Origin of the sequence: Streptomyces sp. GB4-14 (genome assembly GCF_022696125.1) — a bacterium.
In the GTDB taxonomy this organism is placed as follows: domain Bacteria; phylum Actinomycetota; class Actinomycetes; order Streptomycetales; family Streptomycetaceae; genus Streptomyces; species Streptomyces werraensis.
Map to the genome: position 1 here is coordinate 2,617,197 of NZ_RZHO01000002.1, position 19,246 is coordinate 2,636,442.

A 19,246-nucleotide genomic window follows, 5' to 3' on the forward strand; every position below is an offset into this window, starting at 1 on the left:
GACGGAGACACGGACGGTGACACCGCCACTCGGCGGTGCGGCGCTGGCGACAGACTCGCGGCTGCTGGACGGCGTGCGTGCCGTCGGAGCGCGTACTGGCGTCGACTACACCGACGATGCGGTGGTGAGCGACCTGCTCGCACGGCACCGGCGTGCCGTGGACCAGGCTTCTCGGGGACCCGCCGGATGGATTGGCGGTCTCGCCCTGACGGCGGGCGTGATCTGGCCGTTCGTCGGCCACGTCGTCCCCGCGACGGCCGGCAAGCCGCTACTCGCCTACGCCCCCGCAGTCCCACTGCTGGTCGTGGCAGCGGCATGCCTGACGCTGGTCCGCCTCCGCTGGAAACGCGCCCTGATGCACAAGGAACTGGCGGGCTACCGCGAGGTGCTGGGCCTTGCCCGGGCCTACGGCATCGAACCGGCCCATGTGCCTGCGTGGCTGGAGGGCCGCAGGGAGGACGGCGGGGGGAAGGGTGCCACACCGATCCCGAGGTACGCACAGGTGGAACGGGCCGAGGAAGACACCCGCACGCCCTCGGCAGCAACATGCCCGCGGAAACCGGCTGCGGTGTCCGAGTACGAGCGCATCGCCGACCAGGGCGGCTGGCACGACGAGGTGGGCTGGCTGCTGCTGTTCGCCGGCGGCATCGGCCCCGCGGTGGCGGTCAGTTCGGGCGAACCCCTCGGTCTCGCCGTGCTGGCGCTCGTGCCCCTCGCCGTCGTCGTCTGGGTCGCGGGCCACCGCCAGGGAAGCCGGAAGGCGAGCCTGCGGCCGGAGGCGGAGGCGTACGCCCGAGCAGTTGTGGCGGCCCGGGCGGCGGGCGCGGACACTCCGGACCTGTCCCCGCAGCTACGGGCCTTGCTCGACGACTGACACGGCTCCGGCACATCAGCCCGGCGCGCGCTCGGCCATCTTCGCACTGGCATCGAGGAGCGAGCGGCTGGGCCGTTGGGTGGAATGGCACACACTGCACTCTTCAGAGGAACGACTCGACTGACGTGACCAGCATGTTTCGGGGATACGCCCGATCACTCCCGTTCAGCCTCACGCGTCGCAATCGCACCCTTCGCAGGCCTCTTCGCCCTGGCGAAACCGGAAACGGCACCGATACCGTCTCTGCTCTCGACTGCACTTCTGTCTCACGGGGAGTCACTGTGAAGCGCCGATCTTTGCCCGTTGCTGTCGCGCTTGCGGCAACAGCAGCCCTGCTGCTGACGGCCTGCAGCGGCGGGGAGGATAGCTCAAATGACAGCGACAAGATCGCGGGTGCCGACAGCGGTGGCACCACGCCGTCGACGTCGCCCACCGCATCAAAGAACGTTTCGGACATCAAGCGCCCGAAGGTGACCTTCCCCTCGGACTTCAGGATGGAGTTCGATCGCGCCGAGCCGTCCGACGCCAAACAGGCAGCGGCGCTCCATGACGCGGAGAACTTCGTGCGTGCCATCAACTACGGCATCGTCCAACAAGACGCAGAGCACTCGGCGTACAAGTTCTACTCCACACCCGGCGGCAGCGCTCAGGCGTACGCGAAGAAGCAGATCCAACAGTACGTCGACGGTGGCTGGACCATCACCGGTGTCCAGCGCTATACGCGGGCCAAGGTGGAGATGGCGGGTAACGGTAGCCGCGCCTCGGTTTCCTTCTGCGACGACGACTCGAAGTTCTACGGCAAAGAGGTCAAGACCCAGAAGGTCCTCAAGACTGAGCCCAGCGACAAGGACTACTACTTCTTCGAAATCGTCATGCAGGCATCCAAGGAGGCCAAGGGCCTGTGGACCGCTGAAACCATCGAGGTTCAGAAGGAGGCCACACAGTGCAAAGCGTAGCCCTCCGCAGCGTATGCACAGTTGGTCTCGTGACCACCCTCCTCCTGACAGCCTCCCACAGTGCGTTCGCCGGCGGCCCCGTCGACAAGGGCACGGACACCGGCGCCGGCCTCGAGGGCGACAACCTCTACGCCAGGGCCACAGCTATCTCGTACGACACCTCGAAGAACGGCTCCGGCCCCCACGTCGGGTCCGTGACGGTCGCAGGTGCCTCCTGGTCACCCCCGGCATGCTGGCTCGCGCCCAAGTGGACCGCAAAACAGTTCGCCAAGGAGACTGAGGCCGGCTACAAGAAGGTCTCCAACGACCCCCAACAGGCTCCTCACGCGAGGAAGGGATCGTACGAGTTCCGCCAGATGTATAAGGACGGAAAGTACAAGAACTACAACCTCGACAAGCAGGACGAGGGAATGTGGTGGGGCCCAGTCGAAAACCCGAACGCTCCCATTCTCGAGCGGACCGCCTGCAATTCAACGCTTCCCTTCTGGGCCGAAAACGGCGAAACGCCGGACGTCAAGAACGCCATCACTCCTGAAACCCTTGCGGGCCTGGCCTATGAACAGATCAAGGTCCCCGGAACCGAGGTGACGCTCACTCCCGAGGCCGTGACCAAGGTCAACCTCCCCACATGGGCTTGGCTGGACAAGGGTGAGTTTCAACCCGTGTCAGTCACTGCTTCGCTTAACACATCTGGTCTCAACATCCAGGCAACCACCACGGCCGAGCCGGTCTCCCTCAAACTGGCCCCGGGCACAGAAGATGCCGAGCTCTACCCCTCCTCCGGGGAGTGCCGGATCAACGGCGACGGCTCCATCGGAGAGCCATACGCCAAGGGTAAGGCCGACCGGACACCGCCCTGTGGTCTCACATATCTACGGTCATCCGGCGACAGCACCTTCAAACTGCAGGCGACGATCACCTGGAAGATCACTTGGGCGGGAACCGGCGGCACGGGCGGCGACCTACCCGACGGCACCTTCGGCAACGATCAGGCAGTCACCGTTCAGGAGATCCAAGCAGTCAACCGTTGACCTGCAGAGTGAACCTGCCTGCACTTTGACCGACCACCCGACGTCTTTGCGTAGCTCCGACACTCACCTCGACAACCTGGATGCCTTATATGTCCGACTTGACTGTCGACCTTGCACTTCTGAAGAAGTCGGCGAAGCAACTCAAGGAAATTCAAAAGGAATTTAGCGATCTCGGCGAGTGGAAAGGTGAAATCACTTCTGCAGTCGGGGCCACTGAACTTAAGAGCGCCATGACGGATTTCATTGACAATTGGGACGACAACAGAAAGCGTCTACTTGAGTCTCTGGAGAACGTCGGAAAAATGGTTGAAGCGACACGCGACGCCTTCCAGGGACTAGAGGATGAGTTGACCAAGGCTGGCAAGAAAAAGAAGTAACAAATTAATCCGCATACGTCACACCTTCCCTGAGGGGCCAATATGGCAAGGCCTACGGACTGGCATCCACTACGCGAAAGCGACCCAGTACCTGGCGATCCGATTGAGATCCGCGAACAGGTCAAGCACATGAAGAAGATCGCCGAGTATTTGCGCACTCAGGCGGAGGCGCTCACCGCCATGGCGGATGCCGACAACCTGAAAGGGAAATATGCTGACGAACTAGCCGAAAACGCCCGGGGGCTGGGGCGCAAACTCGATCTAGCAGAAGATCGATATCGCGAGGTGAAGGGGCACCTCTCCCACTGGGCTGACGAGCTGGAGGATTTTCAGAAGAGGGCGGACAAGGCACTCCGTGACGCACAGGAAGCCCAGCGGACCATCGAAAGCCGCTCCAAGAGCGACGATCGTTCATCCGATAATGACAAGGAGGAGGAGAAGAACGGTTCGGACGAAGATCCGGTCCTCAAACAGGCCAAGGAAGAGCTAGAGGAGGCCCGTGAACGCCTCAACTCGGCAGAGGGCAGTTACGAGGAGCGCTCCGGCCACTTCGCCCGCAAAATTAGGTCGTCCATCGATGACGACATGAAGGACAGCTGGTGGAACGACGTAAAGGGCTGGGTGGCTGACGCAGACTGGCTAGGAGACATCGCTGACTGGGCCAGTTGGGCCGCAACCATTGTCGGAGCCGTGGCCATCTTCTTCCCAGCCTTGGGTGTTATTGCACTTGCCCTCACGGCCGTTGTAGCGGCTATCCACATCACGCAGGCTGTCACCGGAAACGGGTCTTGGTTCGATGTGGTGATGGACCTAGGTGCACTGAAATTGGCGCGTAACGGCATGAAAGCGGCGAAGGCCATCAAGGCCTTGCAGCAAAACTCGCGCAAGGCGGCAGCAGGTCTTGCCAAAGAAAAATCCACCGCGCAGGCCGCGCAGGCCAACGCAGGGGCTCGGAAGACTGCAGCCAAGGCGGAGAGAAAGCGCGGCGGTGGTACGTCACGGAGAAACCGCGAGGCCGCCCGAGCCAGACGACTGCGTCTAGAGGCCAAGAACCGCACTGCTGGGAAGCGTGCCGCCGACGAAGTGCGCGATGCCGAAATGCCGCAGGTTACTGCGAGCGAAAAGGCAAGATCCATCGGGGATGAGAACCTTGCAAAACAAATCAAAGATATCAACAAGTGGCGTGACACGTACCCGAACAGCCCCGAACTCGCCTCCAACGCTAGCCAAGCTCAACGCCACGCAGACGTGGTCCGGGGCTCATGGACAGTTTCCACTGTATTGGACGTGGGGGACAAGGGAGCGGACTCCATGACTGATGATGGTTACAGCAGAATGAAGGATCGCATGACCGCACCTGTAGGGTCCCAGTGGTGAAGGAGTCCGATCGATGACGGAACCTCGTCAGACCAAAGCAGATGACCAGAAAGTTCCCCTTCTCTCCTACTGCGTCGCGGGAGTGAAGGTGATCTTCCTCCTGGCCGTTTTCCGAGTGCTGGCCGGCCCTTTCACCGAGGATATCTTCGGCGAGGAACTGCTTCCCATGCCTACCTGGGAATGGTTGGTGGTCACTGCCACACCGGTGATTCTCCTTTGGCTGGCGCGGCGCCCGGCCGACTGGGCGACACTGTCCAATGAGCGGATGTTCCTCAGGAGCGCGCTGGCATTCTACCTCCTCTACGCACTGGCGTCCGCCCTGTTGCAAGGTGAATGGATCCTTTGGCTAGGAGTGGTCGCAAGCTTGGGTGGGCTGTCAGGAGTTCACTATCTCAATCATAGGGAGTCCACGCATGGACGCTGAGCAGACCGCAGCGGCAGATGAGCGCAGTAAGCCCGCGACAGGTTATCGCCTTTTGCTGCCTTCCCAGTGGGCTCAAGTACCCCTGCGGCAGGGCACGGATGAAGCTGTCGGAAGCATTCTGAAGGACTTGTTTTCACGCATCCCGGAACATCTTCCCCCGGACAAGGTCGGACCCTACAAGAGGGAAATATCGGCACGCTTCCGAAGCTCTGTCGCTCAGGCTCAGCTGAAAAATGGACTCGACCTATACGTTCCCGTGAAGCCTGTGGGTGATCAAAAGTTCAACCTTGGCGCGTCAATCCTTGTGACGGAAACTACCCTACCGGAGCGCGAACCGGGAGCATCGTTCGCGGATCCCACCGACCTGGTGGTGCAGTTGCTGTCTCGGGAGGGGGCGAACTCTAATGTCAGTTCTGGAGAGGTCGACGGGGCAGTCGCCGTTCGGCGAGAGTTCGTGGCGGAGGCAGATCCCAACCACGGCGTAGGGGTCCCCTCCCGCCGGGTCGAGTACATCGCATCCGTTCCCGGAAACCCTGCCCGGTGGTTTGTAGCCGCCTTCTCTACGATCGGAGGAGGGAACCCGAGAGATGAACTGGCAGAGGTTCTCGTCGAATGGTTCGATGCAGTTATGGCAACCTTTCGCTGGAGGTTCGAATGAGCGATATTTTCTGGCCAATCATCGATATCGAATACGTCGACCCCTATTCCTGGGTAATCGTCCCCCCACGGTCAGGACCCTCAGCCCCCTTCGAAGAATGGGATGACATCAGATCCTGGTGCTTGGAACAGGCCGAAGACCTGTGGTCGGAACGAGAGCTCGATCCTGGCCATAACGGGGTGGAGTTCGTAGGCGAAACTCTGTCTCGTTGTGCCGAAGCCCTATGCCCTCCTGGTTCGGACCATTGGCTGTTTCTACACCTTGACCACCCAACAGATGTCCCGCTTCCGGTTTGCGCAGCAATCGGCCCGGCGAGAGAACCGCGCAACCCCACCCTGCGCGCTCTCGCCGAGGCAGACGACCCGAACGCTGTTGAGCCACCTGTGGTGAAGCCTTTCCACTCCGAACACCTGGGCGAAGGCATGACGACGTTTCGGTATGTCACCCAGAAGGATTCACCGCATCTACTCGCGTGTGTTCGATATGCATGGCAAGTCACTGAACATGAGGCGGACGTAGTTGTCTGGACAGCCACCGAAGATGTTGCCAGAGTCATGCACGCTGCTGCTGACCTGGAAGAACTGGCGCGCTCACTCGCCATCTTCATTCCCTGATGTGGTCATTGGGCGGTTCACGGTATCCGCAGGAGCTTTTCTATCTGTCGCATCGTCCCGATAAGGAGATTACATCCCAGATGCTGGCACAAAGTGCTGCCGGCAGCGTCATATTCGAACACTGTACGTTGATTACTCCTCGTGGGTAGCCTCGAGGTCGCTGCGAACTCGCCAACGCCGCCTAGGACCTTCCACCGTAAACGCCACTCAAGCCTCCCGGCCCATCGGCCCAAAGAACTGCCTCAGAGGGTTCAGGAGTGTCCTGGACGAGGCGGGGCGCCCGATGCTGAGGATGACGGCGCCGCGGCCATTGCGATCGGAGCGAGACGTACCTGCCGGCACGGAAAAGGGCGTCGACGTCGCCCACAGCCGGGTCGAGCATTTCATGGCGGTCCGTGACAGTGACCTCGACCAACAGCTGTTCTTCTCCTTCAGCGCCCTGATCGCGACCGACTCGGATTCCGTCTTCGAGGGCGTCTCCGCCTCGAAGAAAGAGACCGCTCATGTCCGAAGGCACCCTGTGGAGCACCGACCTCGGCGGCCCACTTCACATCGACACAGATGCCAACCCAGACCTCTGGGGATACCTGCACGTCCAGGTCGACAAGAAGATCTTCAAGGAATGGCTGGACCTGCACCTGACCGGCCTGGCCACCATTCACGGCATCGAACTGACCCGTAAACTGCGCCGTTTCCACAAGAGCTTCTACGAGGAGATGCGTCACGCTCCGGGACAAGGTCCAGGCCGACGAGGCGTTCATCTACTATCCCGTTCCGCTGACCTACATGCCCCTCGTAGTGCACGCCACCCGCATCCACTGCGAGGCCCTTGACGTGTCCTCCTGCGAGGGGGTCACCGCGGCCACAGTGCCGCACCCGGAGATCCCCGAGGGGCAGCAGCGAACCGGCAGCGTTCTGTTCGCCTCGGCGCACCTGGGCGAGTACGGGCTTCGGGTCACCCGTTCCTATCCAGCGGACAGCACCACCATGATGACGTCGGTGACGTACCACTGGCACACAGCGCTCGGCCTTCCCGATGTCTTGCTCCGCGGGCACCACGACGATCCGGAAGTGGTGGCCGCTGCAATGGAGCCACTGGACGACTTCGCACGGACGCTCCGACTTCCCGGGACGACCCATTGACCGGGGCCGGCGACGTCGAACCAGCTGCCCTCGCCGGCCGCCGCAAGGAGGGTGTGGCCCACAAGGGAGAGGAGAGTTGCGGCGAGCGCGACGGTGCCGAGGGCGCCGGCGAGGACCGGTCCGAGGACGGGGACCCAGCCGACCAGAAGGGTCAGGGTGCCGCAGACGGTGGCCACCCAGCCGGTGACGTCCAGGGTCGTCTTCATCCACCCGGCGTTGTCGTGCACCCAGTCCTTGACCTTGTCCCAGGCACCGTCCTTCAGTCCGTCGTGGTCGATGGCGTGCCGGATGGACTCGCGCGCCCGCCTGGCAGCCGCGTCGCGTACTGCTTTGGCCGCCTCGAGTCGGTCCCTCGCCCGCACGAGTGCCGTGGCCGCCGCCTCCTGGCGCTTCTCCAACTTCCGGCGCCCAGGATCGTCGTCGGGGGTGTCGTCCGGAAGCCGGTCGAGGGCTCCCGCACTCGCCTTGCGTTCGTCGACGGCGTCCCGCGCTTCCCGAAGCGCCTTGTCGGCCATCGCCTGAGCCCGGTGCAGCTGCGAGGCGTACTCCTGTGAGCAGCCAGCGTCAGAAACCTTCTCCCCGAGCGTGTCGGCGGCCGCGTCGTAACGCCGCATGGCCTTCCGCAGCTTGCCCTCGGCCTCCTCGGCCTCGGCGCGGAACTCCTTCGCCGCCTTGCTCTTCCACTGGTCGACGCGGGAGAGCGCCCGGATCTCGTCCGCCTGCTTCCTGATGGATTCGGCAGTCCTTCTCAGCTTCCGGCCGAGTCGCGCCACTTCCTCCGGGTCGCCGGGGACCGGATCGGCCTGCTCGCCGATCACCGCCCATTCGTCGGGCCGCGGGCGCTTCACCTCGCGCCGCCGTCGGCGCCCGGCTTCCGCCTGTCCGTGCGGCGCAGGGCCTCGGCAAGTACGTGATCGACGTCCTCGTACGTCTTCGCCACCGTAGACAGCAGCGTGGACAGTTTCTTCAGCTCGTCCGACAACCGCTCGCGGTGAATTTTCCAGTTGTCACCGAAGTCGTCGAACACGTCGACCAATCCCTGGTCACCCAGGACGGCCACGCCCAGTCCTTCGGCGGGGTTGGCGTTCCCGGTGAATTCGCGGTGGATGCCCGCCAAAGACTTGGCACTCCGCTTGATACGTCCGATGTCGGCGGTCTGATCCGACAACATGTCCCCCGCCGGGTGTGTCACGGCACGGAACGGTGGGACGGGAAGTCCAAGCTCGCCCGCCCCACCGCCGATGTAACTGCCCCCAGCGCCCGGAAGTTACTTCCGCGCCGCCTTCGCCAGCTCGTCGTCGATCTGCTCGAACTTGTCGGCCGCCATGGTGAGGTAGTCGCCCATGCCGTCGAGGCCGTCCAGCGTGGTCTTCGCGCCGTTGGTGAATTCGTCGAAGTTCTCGTCGAAGGCCTTCGAGGAGCTCTTCGTGACGTAGCCCGAGTTGACGAGGTTGTTGATGTACTTGCGGAGGCCGTCCAGCTTCTCCTGAAGCTTTTCCTTCTCCTTCACGACATGCTTGGCCGCTTCCCGCATGTCCTGGTATGTGATGTCAAGGTCTTTGGCCATGAAGCCGCTTCCTCTCGCAACGCCGCAGGGCCAACCCCCGTGGCTCCCTTGTTTGCGGAACTGCCGGCCTGCCGTCGCGGCCCCTGCGGCTCAGGGGCCCTTCGGGCCCGCCGGTGTGATCGTCCGCTCTTGCGGCAGAAGCTTACGGGGGTGAACTGCGCCGTCACATCCCCCTCTTGTGAAGGCAACGGTCACAAGTCGTCGACGCGGTTGCTTACGGGAACGCGGGCCCGCTCCCCGACTGCCTTTCGTCAGGGCGGAGCCGATATCGTCGGCGGGACTGTGCGCCGCGGGGTGGAAGCGGCCGCAGGGCCTGGGGAGGACAAGCGTGCGCCTGACTCTGACCGTCGTCGATCCGTACGGCGGGGACTCCGCCGATGTCGTACTCGATGCCGATCCCGAGTCGACCGTGGGGGACGTCGCGCGTGAGCTGGCCGTGCAGGTCGGGCACGCCGGCGCCCAGGTCATCCCCCTCGGGCACCAGGGGCAGACGCCCGCCGGGAACACGCCGATGGTGTACGTCGACGGGTACGCCGTCGACCCCTCCGCGACCGTCGTCGGCTCCCCCCTGCGCGACGGCGCCGTCGTCTCCCTCCAGGATCCCTCCGGCTGTCTGCCCGGCGAGCCCACCGGCCTCGTCGAGCTGCGCGTCGTCGGCGGGCCCGCGGCCGGCTTCGTGCACCGGCTCGGCGTCGGGCGCTACGACATCGGCAGCGGCAACGCCTCGTACGTCCGCGTCGACGACCCCGAGGTCGAGGCCCGCGCGCTGACCCTCTCGGTCGCCACCGACGGGACCTGCCAGGTCGTCGTGCACGGCGAGCACGACGCCGTCACCCTCGACGGCAAGCCCGTCGCAGACGCCCAGCAGCGCCGGGACGAGGAGAAGCGCCGCGCCGAAGCCGGTGACGGCGAAGCCGACGGCGCCTCCGGGAAGAAGCGCAGGAGGAAGAAGAGGAAAAAGAAGAAGAAGGACGACAGCGCTGGTCGAAGCCCCGAGAGGGGCGGGCGGTTCGACTGGCCGCTCGGCGGGCAGATCGCCGTCGGGAACAGCCTCCTCGAGCTCGCCCGCTACTCCCCTCCCAACGCCGCCCTGAAGTGGTCGGACGACGGCCTCGGGCTCGACTACAACCGGCCGCCCCGGCTCCGCCGGCCCGAGCGGCAGACCAGCTTCCGGCTGCCCTCCAAGCCGCGTGACTACGAGGCCCGGCCCCTGCCCTGGATCATGGCGCTGACGCCACTGGTCGGGTCGGTCGTCATGGTGGCGATCTTCCAGCGCTGGTACTACCTGATCATGGCGGCGCTCAGCCCGGTCCTCCTCTTCGCCAACTACTTCAACGACAAGAAGCACGGCCGCAAGTCGCACGCGAAGCAGGTCAAGGAGTACGAGGAGCAGAAGGCCCGGATCGAGAAGGACGCCCAGGACGCGCTGGTCCAGGAACGCGACGACCGGCGGCAGGCCATTCCCGACCCGGCGACCGTGCTGTCCATGGGGACCGGGCCCCGCACCCGGCTGTGGGAGCGGCGCCGCACCGACCGTGACCATCTGCTGCTGCGGTTCGGCACGGGGCGGATGCCGTCCGAGGTGGTGCTCGACGACCCCGAGCAGGACGACCACCGGCGCCAGGTCACCTGGAAGATCGAGGACGCCCCGGTCGCGCTGAACCTGCGGGGGCTCGGCGTGATCGGCGTGGCCGGTCCGGGCGACTCGGCGCGCGCGCTGGGGCGGTGGGCCGTCGGGCAGACCGCCGCGCTGCACAGCCCGATGGACGTGCAGTTCTACGTGCTGAGCGAGAACTCCGCGCAGGAGTCGTGGGACTGGGTGCGCTGGCTGCCGCACGCCCGTCCCTCCGGCGGCCAGGACGTGAACGTCCTCATAGGCACCGACGCCGAGACGGTCGGCGCCCGCATCGGCGAGCTGACGCAGATCCTCGACGCCCGCAAGAAGGCCGCCGAGCAGAACCGCTCCCAGGGCACGACGTTCAGCGACCCGGACATCGTGGTCGTGTGGGACGGCTCGCGGCGGCTGCGGTCGCTGCCCGGTGTGGTGCGGCTGCTGCGTGAGGGTCCCTCGGTGTCGATGTACGCGATCTGCCTGGACGCCGAGGAGCGGTTCCTGCCCGGCGAGTGCCAGGCGTTCGTCGTCGCGGAGCCGCACGCCGAGGAGCAGGAGCGGCAGCAGGCGGACCGGGCGGCGCAGTCGGCCGTGGCGGGCGGTTTCCCCTCCTTCCAGGCGTGGCACAGCAACGCCCCGGAGCCGGGCCGCGGCACGCAGCAGGCGCCCGACAGGCTGCGGCTGCGCGTGGAGGAGGCCGGCGCCGAGCGCATCAAGGACGTACGGCCGGACTTCGTGTCGCCCGCCTGGTGTCTGCGGCTGGCGCGTTCCCTGTCGCCGCTGCGCGACATCAGCGGGGAGACCGAGGACTCGGCGCTTCCCGGGTCCAGCCGGCTCCTCGACGTGCTGCAGCTGGAGCCGCCCACGGGTGACGCGATCATGGCGCGCTGGCGGATGGGCGGGCAGTCGACGCTCGCGGTGATCGGCGAGTCGTACGACGGGCCGTTCGGCATCGACATGCGCAAGGACGGTCCGCACGGCCTCATCGCCGGTACGACCGGTTCGGGCAAGTCGGAGCTGCTGCAGACGATCGTGGCGGCGCTGGCCGTCGCCAACACCCCCGAGAACATGACGTTCGTCCTCGTCGACTACAAGGGCGGCTCCGCGTTCAAGGACTGCGTCAAGCTCCCGCACACCGTCGGCATGGTGACCGACCTCGACGCCCATCTCGTGGAGCGCGCGCTGGAGTCGCTGGGCGCGGAGCTGAAGCGGCGCGAGCACATCCTGGCCGCCGCCGACGCCAAGGACATCGAGGACTACCAGGACCTGGTGCGCCGCGATCCGTCGCATCCGCCGGTGCCGCGGCTGCTCATCGTGATCGACGAGTTCGCCTCGATGGTGCGCGACCTGCCGGACTTCGTCACCGGTCTGGTGAACATCGCCCAGCGAGGCCGGTCCCTCGGCATCCACCTGCTGCTCGCGACGCAGCGGCCGAGCGGTGTCGTCTCCCCCGAGATCCGCGCCAACACGAACCTGCGGATCGCGCTGCGCGTGACGGACGCCGGTGAGTCGACGGACGTCATCGACTCGCCCGAGGCCGGTCACATCTCCAAGAGCACCCCCGGCCGCGCCTACGCCCGGCTGGGGCACGCCTCACTGGTGCCGTTCCAGTCGGGACGTGTCGGCGGGCGGCGGCCCGGCGCGGCGGACCCGGCCGCCCTCGCGCCCTGGGTGTCCCCGCTGACCTGGGAGGATCTGGGCCGGGCGGCGCTCACCAAGCCGAAGTCCGAGGCGCGTGAGGACGAGGAGATCACCGACCTGAAGGTGCTGGTGGACGCGGTGCGCGACGCCAACGCCGCGCTCGGCATCCCCGCCCAGCACAGCCCGTGGCTGCCCGCCCTGGACGAGACGCTGCTGCTGGACGACATCGAGGTGCCGTCGTACGCGCCCGCGCCGGGCACGCTGCCGCCGGCGCCGTTCGGTGTCGAGGACCTGCCCGCCGACCAGGCCCGCCGCCCGGTCGTCGTCGACTTCTCCTCGTTCGGCCATCTGATGATCGGCGGCGCCCCGCGCAGCGGCCGGTCGCAGGTGCTGCGCACCATCGCGGGTTCCCTGGCCCGCACCCACTCCGTCGCGGACGTGCATCTGTACGGCATCGACTGCGGCAACGGCGCGCTCAACGCGCTGACCCGGCTGCCGCACTGCGGCGCGGTCGTCGGCCGTAACCAGACCGAGCGGGTGGTGCGGCTGATCAACCGGCTCAAGGGCGAACTGTCCCGGCGGCAGGACCTGTTGGCGGAAGCCGGCTTCGCGGACATCGGGGAGCAGCGGGCCGCGTCCGCCGAGGACGAGCGGTTGCCGCACATCGTGGTGCTGCTGGACCGCTGGGAGGGCTGGGTGCCCACCCTCGGCGAGATCGACCACGGTTCGCTGACCGACGAGCTGCAGACGATGATGCGCGAGGGCGCGAGCGTCGGCATCCACCTGGTGCTGACGGGCGACCGGACGCTGCTGGTGGGCCGGATCGCGAGCCTCACGGAGGACAAGTACGGTCTGCGGCTCGCCGACCGCAGCGACTTCTCCTCGCTCGGCATCCCCACCCGCAAGGTGCCGGAGGAGATCCCGCCGGGCCGCGCCTTCCGCAACGAGTCCGGCACGGAGACGCAGTTCGCGCTGCTCGCCGAGGACACCACGGGGCAGGGGCAGGCGGCCGCGCTCACCGCGATCGGCGAGGCGGCGGCCGCCCGGGACGCCGAAGTGCCGCGGGCGCGGCGGCCGTTCCGTGTGGACAGCCTGCCGAGCCGGATCTCCTTCCCGGAGGCGTGGGAGATGCGCGACCCGGACGCCTCGCGATCGAAGCTGTTCGGTCTGGCCGGCATCGGCGGCGACGAGATCGTCGGCTTCGGCCCCGATCTCGCCGAGGGCGTACCGGCGTTCGTGATCGCGGGTCCGGCCAAGTCGGGCCGCTCGACGGTGCTGATGAACTTCGCCCAGTCGTTTCTCGCCCAGGGCACGCGGCTGGTGATCGCCGCTCCCCGCCAGTCCCCGCTGAGGCAACTGGACGGCACGGAGGGCGTGCTGAAGGTCTTCACCGGTGACGACATCGACGAGGACGAGTTCGAGGAGCTCGTCGACGGGGCGTCCCTGGAGGAGCCGGTCGCCGTGCTCGTGGACGACGGCGAGATCCTCGAGGACTGCGACGCCGAGAGCCAGTTGAAGAAGCTGGTGTCGCGCGGCACGGAGCGGGGCCTCGCCCTCGTCATCGCCGGGGACGAGGAGGACGTGTGCAGCGGCTTCTCCGGCTGGCAGGTCGACGCGAAGAAGGCCCGCCGGGGCATCCTGCTGTCCCCGCAGGAGTCCTCCAGCGGCGACCTCATCGGCGTCCGGCTGTCCCGGGGGATGGTCGGCGGACAGATCGCCCCGGGCAAGGGCATGCTGCACCTCGGCGACGGCGAGCTGCGCACGGTCGTGATCCCGGGGTGATTCCCGCCCCGGTCGCGGGCCCGGCTACTCGATCTTCGAGAGCCGGGCCTCCGGCCGTCCCGAGTCCTTGCTGTCCGACGCGTAGACCAGGTCGTCGCCGACCGGGGTGAGCAGGACGGTGTGGCGGGCCTGGTTGCAGACGTCGCGGTTGCCGGGCGCGCCCACGGAGGTCGTGACGATGCGCTTGGCGGTGACCTCCTTGAGGGTCAGCACGTCGTCGCAGACGCCGCCGAAGATGTCCGTGTGCCGCAGGGTGCCGACCTGCTCGCCGACCCGCGCCTCCCTGAGGGTGACGCGGAACGTGCCGAGCGGGATGGTGATGCTCTCGCGGGAGGTGGCCTGTCCTTCCCAGGTGCCGACGTAGGCGGCGGGCACACTGCCCAAGGACGCGGAGGCGTCGGGTGAGGGCCGGGCGCCGCTCGGGCCCTGGTCGGTGTCGGCGCCCCCGGAGGAGCCCGGCAGCAGGTCGGACAGGAACGCCGAACCGACGGTCACCGCGGCGAGCGCGCCCGCCACCGCCAGGGCCACGGTGCAGCTGACCCGCCGGCCCCGTCCGCCGGTGCCGGGCGTCGAGGCCGCGGAGACGGAGAGGGACAGCCGGCCGGGCGCGGAACCGCCCCCGTTCCCCGGTTCCGTCGGCGGATGCGGGGCGGGCGCCCCCGTGGCGTGCCGGGGATCCGGTACGACGGCGCCGGCCGGCTCCCCGCGCAGCGACGGCATGACGGGCGGCGGTCCGAACCCACCGCCGGACGGGTCCGGGCCGGTGGCCGACGGTTCGGAGGTCACGCCGCCCGCACCCGCGGCTCCTGCGACCCCCATCCGCCCGCCCAGGGCCGTCCCCTCCCCCACCGACGGGCTGCTGAATCCCACCGGGCCCGAGGCCGCACCGGCCGCCGGTCCGCCCGCCGTCGTCTCCAGGTTCAGCAGGTTCACCGCGGCCCGGCTCACCTGTTCCACCAGGGCGCCCGGCAGCCAGCCGCCCGCCACCAGGCGGGCCGCGCCGCCCTCGGGGGCGAGGCGGCCGGTGACGTCGGCCGGGGACGGGCGGGCGGAGGGGTCCTTGTCGAGGCACGCCTCGGTCACCTCGCGCAGATCGCCGGTCAGCCCGTCCAGCTCGGGCGGCTCGTGCACCACCCGGTAGAGCAGCGCCGCCGAGGAGTCTCCCGGGAAGGGCGGCGCGCCGGTCGCCGCGTACGCGAGGACCGCGCCCAGGGAGAAGACGTCGGCCGCGGCGGTCACGCCCTTGCCGAGGATCTGCTCGGGGGACATGTAGCCGGGCGAGCCGATCGAGACGCCGGTCGAGGTCAGGGACGCCGTGCTGTCGGTGGCGCGCGCGATGCCGAAGTCGATCAGCAGGGGCCCGTCGAGGGTGAGGAGCACGTTGGACGGCTTCACGTCCCGGTGCACCAGGCCCAGCCCGTGCACCGCCGCCAGCGCCTCGGCCAGGCCCGCGCCCAGTGTGCGCACGGTGTGCTCGGGCAGGGGACCCAGCTCGGCGACGGCGGCCGTGAGGGAGGGGCCGGCCGCGTAGGCGGTGGCGACCCAGGGGACGCGGGCGTCGGGGTCGGCGTCCAGCACGGGCGCGGTCCAGGCGCCGCCGACCCGGCGGGCGGCGTCCACCTCGCGCCGGAACCGGGCGCGGAACTCCTCGTCGAGCGCGAAGTGGGGGTGCACGATCTTCACCGCGACCGTCCGGCCCCCGGCGCTGCGGCCCAGGTAGACCCGGCCCATCCCGCCCGAACCGAGCCGGCCGAGCAGCCGGTAGGGCCCCACGACCGTGGGTTCGTCCGTGTCGAGCGGCCGCATGGCGCCACCCCTCCCCCGTCGCACCGGTACGCCGTTGCCACCTGGCAGCGTAGTCGCCGGACCGGGCGGGGCACCCGGGCCGGCCACGGGCGCCCGCCTCCACGTCACGGCATCACGGCGTCACGGCATCACGGCGTCACGGCGTCACGGCGTCACGGCGTCACGGCGTCACGGCTGGAGCAGATCCACCTTCACGTCCGCCGGGAACCCCGTCGTCGGCCCGACCCTGCGGGCGAACTCCGCCACGGCCTCCAGCTGCGGGGCGCCGAAGCGGAAGTCGAGGGTGGTGAAGTACTGGGCCAGGGTCTTCTCGTCGAAGGCCTCCCAGCGGGCCGCCTGCTCGGCCACCTTGTCGACCTCCTCCAGGGAGAGGTTGCGGGAGGCGAGGAAGGCCTCGTGCACCTTGCGGGTGAGCACGGGCTCGCGCTCCGCGTACTCCTTGCGGGCCGCCCAGACGGCGAAGACGAACGGCAGGCCCGTCCACTGCTTCCACAGGGCGCCGAGGTCGTGCACCTCGAGGCCGAAGCGCGGGCCGTCGACCATGTTGGCGCGCAGGGCCGCGTCGCCGATCAGGACGGCGGCCTCGGCCTCCTGCATCATCAGGCTCAGGTCGGGCGGGCACGTGTAGTAGTCCGGCCGCACGCCGTACTGCTCGGCGAGGAGGAGCTGGGCGAGCCGTACGGAGGTGCGGGAGGTCGACCCGAGGGCGACCCGCGCCCCGTCCAGCCGGTCCAGCGGGACCTGCGAGACGATCACGCAGGACATCACCGGGCCGTCGCAGCCGACGGCGATGTCGGGGAAGGCGACGAGCTGGTCCGCGTGCTTGAGGTACTCGACCAGGGTGACGGGCCCGATGTCGAGGTCGCCCTGCACCAGCTGCTCGCTGAGCTTCTCGGGGGTGTCCTTCGTCAGCTCGAAGTCGAGGAGCGTGCCCGTTCTCGCGAGCCCCCAGTACAGGGGCAGGCAGTTCAGGAACTGGATGTGGCCGACGCGCGGCCGGGTGCGAGGATTGTCCACATCGTGAGGCTAGACCTTGCGCCGGGCGGGACGACGGTCACCCCACCGGTTCGAACGCGCGCGCGTGACGAACGGGGCGTTGAAACATTCGGGTGACGTGATCTTGACCTCTATTGCGATCGGGCCTCCCCGTGCTACGCTCGTCGCAAGTTGCAGTTTGGTTTCCCTTGCAGTACAGAGCCTGCGGAGCATGTGACCGCGGGCTCTTGTCGTTCTCAGACGGATGCAGTTGTGCGGAATAGTCTTCACACTTGCTGGTTCTGGAGCAGGGCAACCCTTTGAGCCCAAGGAGGGCTTATGGCTACCGGAACCGTGAAGTGGTTCAACGCCGAAAAGGGCTTCGGATTCATCGCCCAGGAGGGCGGCGGCCCCGACGTCTTCGTCCACTACTCCGCGATCAACGCGACCGGCTTCCGGTCCCTCGAGGAGAACCAGCAGGTCACCTTCGACGTCACGCAGGGCCCGAAGGGCCCGCAGGCGGAGAACGTCACCCCGGCCTGACCCTGATCCTCCGATCCGGGAACGACTAGCAGTACCCAAGGAGCCCCACGCCGCGAGGCGAACGGGGCTCCTGCCTTTTCCCCGGGGCCGGCCTCCCGGAAGGCCCCGGGGAATCTCCGGTGAATTCCCGCCGAACGGCTCCCCACCCCCCTTACGGGACCACCCGGCCCCTCCCCGATTCCGCTCTCAGACGTGCTGCATGATCAGCACGAATTTCGTGCCGGGCTCCAGTGCCTCATAGCGGTGCGGCACATCCCCGCGATACGCCATGTAGTCCCCGACGCCGAGTTCCACCTGCTCGCCCTCGGGACCCGCCGTCACCCGCCCCGCGCTCACCACGATGTGCTCCACCGTCCCCGGAATGTGCGGGTCCGAGGCGCGCACCGTTCCCGGCTGGAGATCCACGGCGTAGATGTCGCGCCGCGCGCCGGGCGGGCTCGCCGACAGCAGGGTGGCGACATAGCTGGACCGGTCCGAGCGCACGGACGGCCCTTCCCCCGCCCTGATCACCTGGACCATGGGCGCCGGCGGCTCCACCAGCGCGCTGAACGGCACCCCGAGCGCCACCGCCAGCGCCCACAGCGTCTCCATGCTCGGATTGCCGCCGGCCGCCTCCAGCTGGGACAGCGTCGACTTGGCGATCCCGGCGCGTTTGGCCAGTTCGGAGAGGGAGAGACCGGCGCGGGTGCGCTCGCGGCGCAGGGCCGCGGCGATCCAGTCGAGGGGCAGGCGGGACGGCGTGCCGTCGGACATGTCGTTCGCTCCAGAAGTCATTTCGTTCGGCTTGACGAACGCAAGGGTGTCTGTTCATTGTAGAAAACATGCGTTCGGCACAGCGAACACCCTCACCCGCACACGGTCCCGCTCCGTCGGCCGTCGACGCCGGGCTGCTCCGGGACGTCTCCCTGGTCTGTCTCGCCGGAGGCGTCGTCGGCGTGTCGTTCGGGGCGATCGCGGTCGCCGGGGGTCTCCCCGTATGGGTGCCGGTGGTGATGTCGCTGGTGGTCTACGCGGGCTCCGCCCAGTTCAGCGCGGTCGGCGTGCTCCTCGCGGGCGGCGGACCGGTCGCGGCGGCCGCCACGGGGCTGCTGCTCAACACCCGCACGGCCGCGTTCAGCCTCGCGGTCGCCGAGCACATCGGGCGGACCCGGCTCGCCCGTCTGGTCGGCGCCCATCTGGTGACCGACGAGACCGTGGCCTTCACCCTGGCCCAGCGGGACCCGGCCCGGCGCCGCGCCGCCTTCTGGGTCTCGGGGCTCGGACTGTTCACCGTGTGGAACGCCTGCGTGGCCGCGGGCGCGCTGGCCGGGAGCGCGCTGGGCGACACCGCCCGCTACGGCCTGGACGCGGCCTTCCCCGCCGTCCTGGTCGCCCTGGTGCTGCCCGCCCTGCGCGAGGACGCCGGCGTCCGCCGCGCCGCCCTCGCCGGCGGCGTGCTCGCCCTGGCCCTCGCCCCGGCCGTACCGGCGGGCGTGCCCGTGCTGGCCGCGCTCGCGGGTCTGGCGCTGCACGGAGGCGTGCCCGGACGGCGGAAGGAGTCGCGGTCGTGAGCGGGACGGCCCTGATGGTGCTCGCGCTGGCGGTGGGGACGTACGCCTTCCGGCTGGTGGGGCCCGCGCTGCACGGGCGGGTGGAACTGCCGGACCGGGTGCGGGTGCTGCTGTCGGCCGGGGCCGTGGTGCTGCTGGTGGCGCTGATGGCCACGGGGGCGCTGACCGAGGGCGGGGACTTCGCCGGGTGGGCGCGGCCCGCCGGGGTCGCCGTGGGCGGGGTGCTGGCCTGGCGCCGGGCTCCGTTCGTCGTGGTGGTGCTGGGCGCCGCGGCGGCGACGGCGGCGCTGCGGGCCGCCGGGGTGCCGTAGGGGCA

Annotated in this window: 19 protein-coding genes; 13 read left to right on the forward strand and 6 right to left on the reverse strand. The window is 68.2% G+C overall.

Annotated features, from left to right (window positions below):
• Nucleotides 1-16 precede the first annotated feature (16 nt).
• From ELQ39_RS13040 to ELQ39_RS13080, 9 genes are all read left to right on the forward strand, one after another.
• Complete coding sequence (locus ELQ39_RS13040; RefSeq protein ID WP_242591968.1) at nucleotides 17-874, forward strand: hypothetical protein; 858 nt, start codon at nucleotides 17-19, stop codon at nucleotides 872-874.
• Between the two features lie 281 nt (nucleotides 875-1,155).
• Nucleotides 1,156-1,830: a hypothetical protein gene (locus ELQ39_RS13045; RefSeq protein ID WP_242591969.1), complete on the forward strand. Its 675-nt coding sequence runs from the start codon at nucleotides 1,156-1,158 to the stop codon at nucleotides 1,828-1,830.
• A gap of 29 nt (nucleotides 1,831-1,859) precedes the next feature.
• Nucleotides 1,860-2,861, forward strand: coding sequence for a hypothetical protein (locus ELQ39_RS13050; protein WP_242591970.1), 1,002 nt, complete (start codon nucleotides 1,860-1,862; stop codon nucleotides 2,859-2,861).
• Nucleotides 2,862-2,950: 89 nt separating this feature from the next.
• Nucleotides 2,951-3,238, forward strand: coding sequence for a hypothetical protein (locus ELQ39_RS13055; protein WP_242591971.1), 288 nt, complete (start codon nucleotides 2,951-2,953; stop codon nucleotides 3,236-3,238).
• Between the two features lie 129 nt (nucleotides 3,239-3,367).
• Complete coding sequence (locus ELQ39_RS13060) at nucleotides 3,368-4,615, forward strand: hypothetical protein (protein ID WP_242591972.1); 1,248 nt, start codon at nucleotides 3,368-3,370, stop codon at nucleotides 4,613-4,615.
• Between the two features lie 13 nt (nucleotides 4,616-4,628).
• A complete protein-coding gene (locus ELQ39_RS13065) occupies nucleotides 4,629-5,039 on the forward strand; it encodes a hypothetical protein (RefSeq protein ID WP_242591973.1) in 411 nt (136 codons plus the stop codon).
• Nucleotides 5,029-5,697: a hypothetical protein gene (locus ELQ39_RS13070; RefSeq protein ID WP_242591974.1), complete on the forward strand. Its 669-nt coding sequence runs from the start codon at nucleotides 5,029-5,031 to the stop codon at nucleotides 5,695-5,697. The genes ELQ39_RS13065 and ELQ39_RS13070 overlap by 11 nt, the downstream gene beginning before the upstream one ends.
• Nucleotides 5,694-6,311: a hypothetical protein gene (locus ELQ39_RS13075; RefSeq protein WP_242591975.1), complete on the forward strand. Its 618-nt coding sequence runs from the start codon at nucleotides 5,694-5,696 to the stop codon at nucleotides 6,309-6,311. Before ELQ39_RS13070 ends, ELQ39_RS13075 begins: the two co-directional genes overlap by 4 nt.
• Nucleotides 6,312-6,814: 503 nt before the next feature.
• Nucleotides 6,815-7,144, forward strand: a complete 330-nt coding sequence (locus ELQ39_RS13080; protein ID WP_242591976.1) for a hypothetical protein — start codon at nucleotides 6,815-6,817, stop codon at nucleotides 7,142-7,144.
• A 132-nt stretch (nucleotides 7,145-7,276) separates the two neighbouring features.
• Here the strand turns inward: ELQ39_RS13080 and ELQ39_RS13085 are convergent, their stop codons facing one another.
• The 3 genes from ELQ39_RS13085 to ELQ39_RS13095 form a co-directional block, all read right to left on the reverse strand.
• Entirely contained in the window at nucleotides 7,277-8,272 is a 996-nt protein-coding gene (locus ELQ39_RS13085; RefSeq protein ID WP_242591977.1) for a putative T7SS-secreted protein, read from the reverse strand.
• A gap of 26 nt (nucleotides 8,273-8,298) precedes the next feature.
• Nucleotides 8,299-8,646: a hypothetical protein gene (locus tag ELQ39_RS13090; RefSeq protein WP_242591978.1), complete on the reverse strand. Its 348-nt coding sequence runs from the start codon at nucleotides 8,644-8,646 to the stop codon at nucleotides 8,299-8,301.
• Between the two features lie 75 nt (nucleotides 8,647-8,721).
• Nucleotides 8,722-9,021 (reverse strand): WXG100 family type VII secretion target, encoded by a 300-nt coding sequence (locus ELQ39_RS13095; RefSeq protein WP_006133193.1) that lies wholly within the window; start codon nucleotides 9,019-9,021, stop codon nucleotides 8,722-8,724.
• Between the two features lie 328 nt (nucleotides 9,022-9,349).
• Between ELQ39_RS13095 and ELQ39_RS13100 the strand changes: the two genes are divergently transcribed.
• A complete protein-coding gene (locus ELQ39_RS13100) occupies nucleotides 9,350-14,056 on the forward strand; it encodes an FtsK/SpoIIIE domain-containing protein (protein WP_242591979.1) in 4,707 nt (1,568 codons plus the stop codon).
• Between the two features lie 24 nt (nucleotides 14,057-14,080).
• Here ELQ39_RS13100 and ELQ39_RS13105 read toward each other — a convergent pair whose 3' ends face one another.
• Both ELQ39_RS13105 and ELQ39_RS13110 read right to left on the reverse strand, forming a co-directional pair.
• The gene (locus tag ELQ39_RS13105) at nucleotides 14,081-15,862 is read right to left on the reverse strand and encodes a serine/threonine-protein kinase (protein ID WP_242591980.1); all 1,782 of its coding nucleotides are present in this window, start codon (nucleotides 15,860-15,862) and stop codon (nucleotides 14,081-14,083) included.
• A 168-nt stretch (nucleotides 15,863-16,030) separates the two neighbouring features.
• Nucleotides 16,031-16,879, reverse strand: a complete 849-nt coding sequence (locus tag ELQ39_RS13110) for a menaquinone biosynthetic enzyme MqnA/MqnD family protein (protein ID WP_242591981.1) — start codon at nucleotides 16,877-16,879, stop codon at nucleotides 16,031-16,033.
• Nucleotides 16,880-17,176: 297 nt separating this feature from the next.
• Between ELQ39_RS13110 and ELQ39_RS13115 the strand changes: the two genes are divergently transcribed.
• Nucleotides 17,177-17,380 (forward strand): cold-shock protein, encoded by a 204-nt coding sequence (locus ELQ39_RS13115; RefSeq protein WP_006133199.1) that lies wholly within the window; start codon nucleotides 17,177-17,179, stop codon nucleotides 17,378-17,380.
• A 186-nt stretch (nucleotides 17,381-17,566) separates the two neighbouring features.
• Here ELQ39_RS13115 and ELQ39_RS13120 read toward each other — a convergent pair whose 3' ends face one another.
• Complete coding sequence (locus ELQ39_RS13120) at nucleotides 17,567-18,133, reverse strand: helix-turn-helix domain-containing protein (RefSeq protein ID WP_242591982.1); 567 nt, start codon at nucleotides 18,131-18,133, stop codon at nucleotides 17,567-17,569.
• A 68-nt stretch (nucleotides 18,134-18,201) separates the two neighbouring features.
• Here ELQ39_RS13120 and ELQ39_RS13125 point away from each other — a divergent pair, with 68 nt between their 5' ends.
• Nucleotides 18,202-18,930, forward strand: coding sequence for an AzlC family ABC transporter permease (locus ELQ39_RS13125; protein ID WP_242591983.1), 729 nt, complete (start codon nucleotides 18,202-18,204; stop codon nucleotides 18,928-18,930).
• 14 nt (nucleotides 18,931-18,944) lie between these two features.
• Nucleotides 18,945-19,241 (forward strand): AzlD domain-containing protein, encoded by a 297-nt coding sequence (locus tag ELQ39_RS13130; protein WP_228757211.1) that lies wholly within the window; start codon nucleotides 18,945-18,947, stop codon nucleotides 19,239-19,241.
• Nucleotides 19,242-19,246 lie beyond the last annotated feature (5 nt).

Coding starts and splice junctions, on each gene's coding strand:
- ELQ39_RS13120 (WP_242591982.1), bottom strand. CDS start 18,133: ATGTCCGACGGCACGCCGTCCCGCCTGCCCCTCGACTGGATCGCCGCG.
- ELQ39_RS13065 (WP_242591973.1), top strand. CDS start 4,629: ATGACGGAACCTCGTCAGACCAAAGCAGATGACCAGAAAGTTCCCCTT.
- ELQ39_RS13080 (WP_242591976.1), top strand. CDS start 6,815: ATGTCCGAAGGCACCCTGTGGAGCACCGACCTCGGCGGCCCACTTCAC.
- ELQ39_RS13095 (WP_006133193.1), bottom strand. CDS start 9,021: ATGGCCAAAGACCTTGACATCACATACCAGGACATGCGGGAAGCGGCC.
- ELQ39_RS13130 (WP_228757211.1), top strand. CDS start 18,945: ATGGTGCTCGCGCTGGCGGTGGGGACGTACGCCTTCCGGCTGGTGGGG.
- ELQ39_RS13060 (WP_242591972.1), top strand. CDS start 3,368: ATGAAGAAGATCGCCGAGTATTTGCGCACTCAGGCGGAGGCGCTCACC.
- ELQ39_RS13105 (WP_242591980.1), bottom strand. CDS start 15,862: ATGCGGCCGCTCGACACGGACGAACCCACGGTCGTGGGGCCCTACCGG.
- ELQ39_RS13070 (WP_242591974.1), top strand. CDS start 5,029: ATGGACGCTGAGCAGACCGCAGCGGCAGATGAGCGCAGTAAGCCCGCG.
- ELQ39_RS13115 (WP_006133199.1), top strand. CDS start 17,177: ATGGCTACCGGAACCGTGAAGTGGTTCAACGCCGAAAAGGGCTTCGGA.
- ELQ39_RS13075 (WP_242591975.1), top strand. CDS start 5,694: ATGAGCGATATTTTCTGGCCAATCATCGATATCGAATACGTCGACCCC.
- ELQ39_RS13125 (WP_242591983.1), top strand. CDS start 18,202: ATGCGTTCGGCACAGCGAACACCCTCACCCGCACACGGTCCCGCTCCG.
- ELQ39_RS13055 (WP_242591971.1), top strand. CDS start 2,951: ATGTCCGACTTGACTGTCGACCTTGCACTTCTGAAGAAGTCGGCGAAG.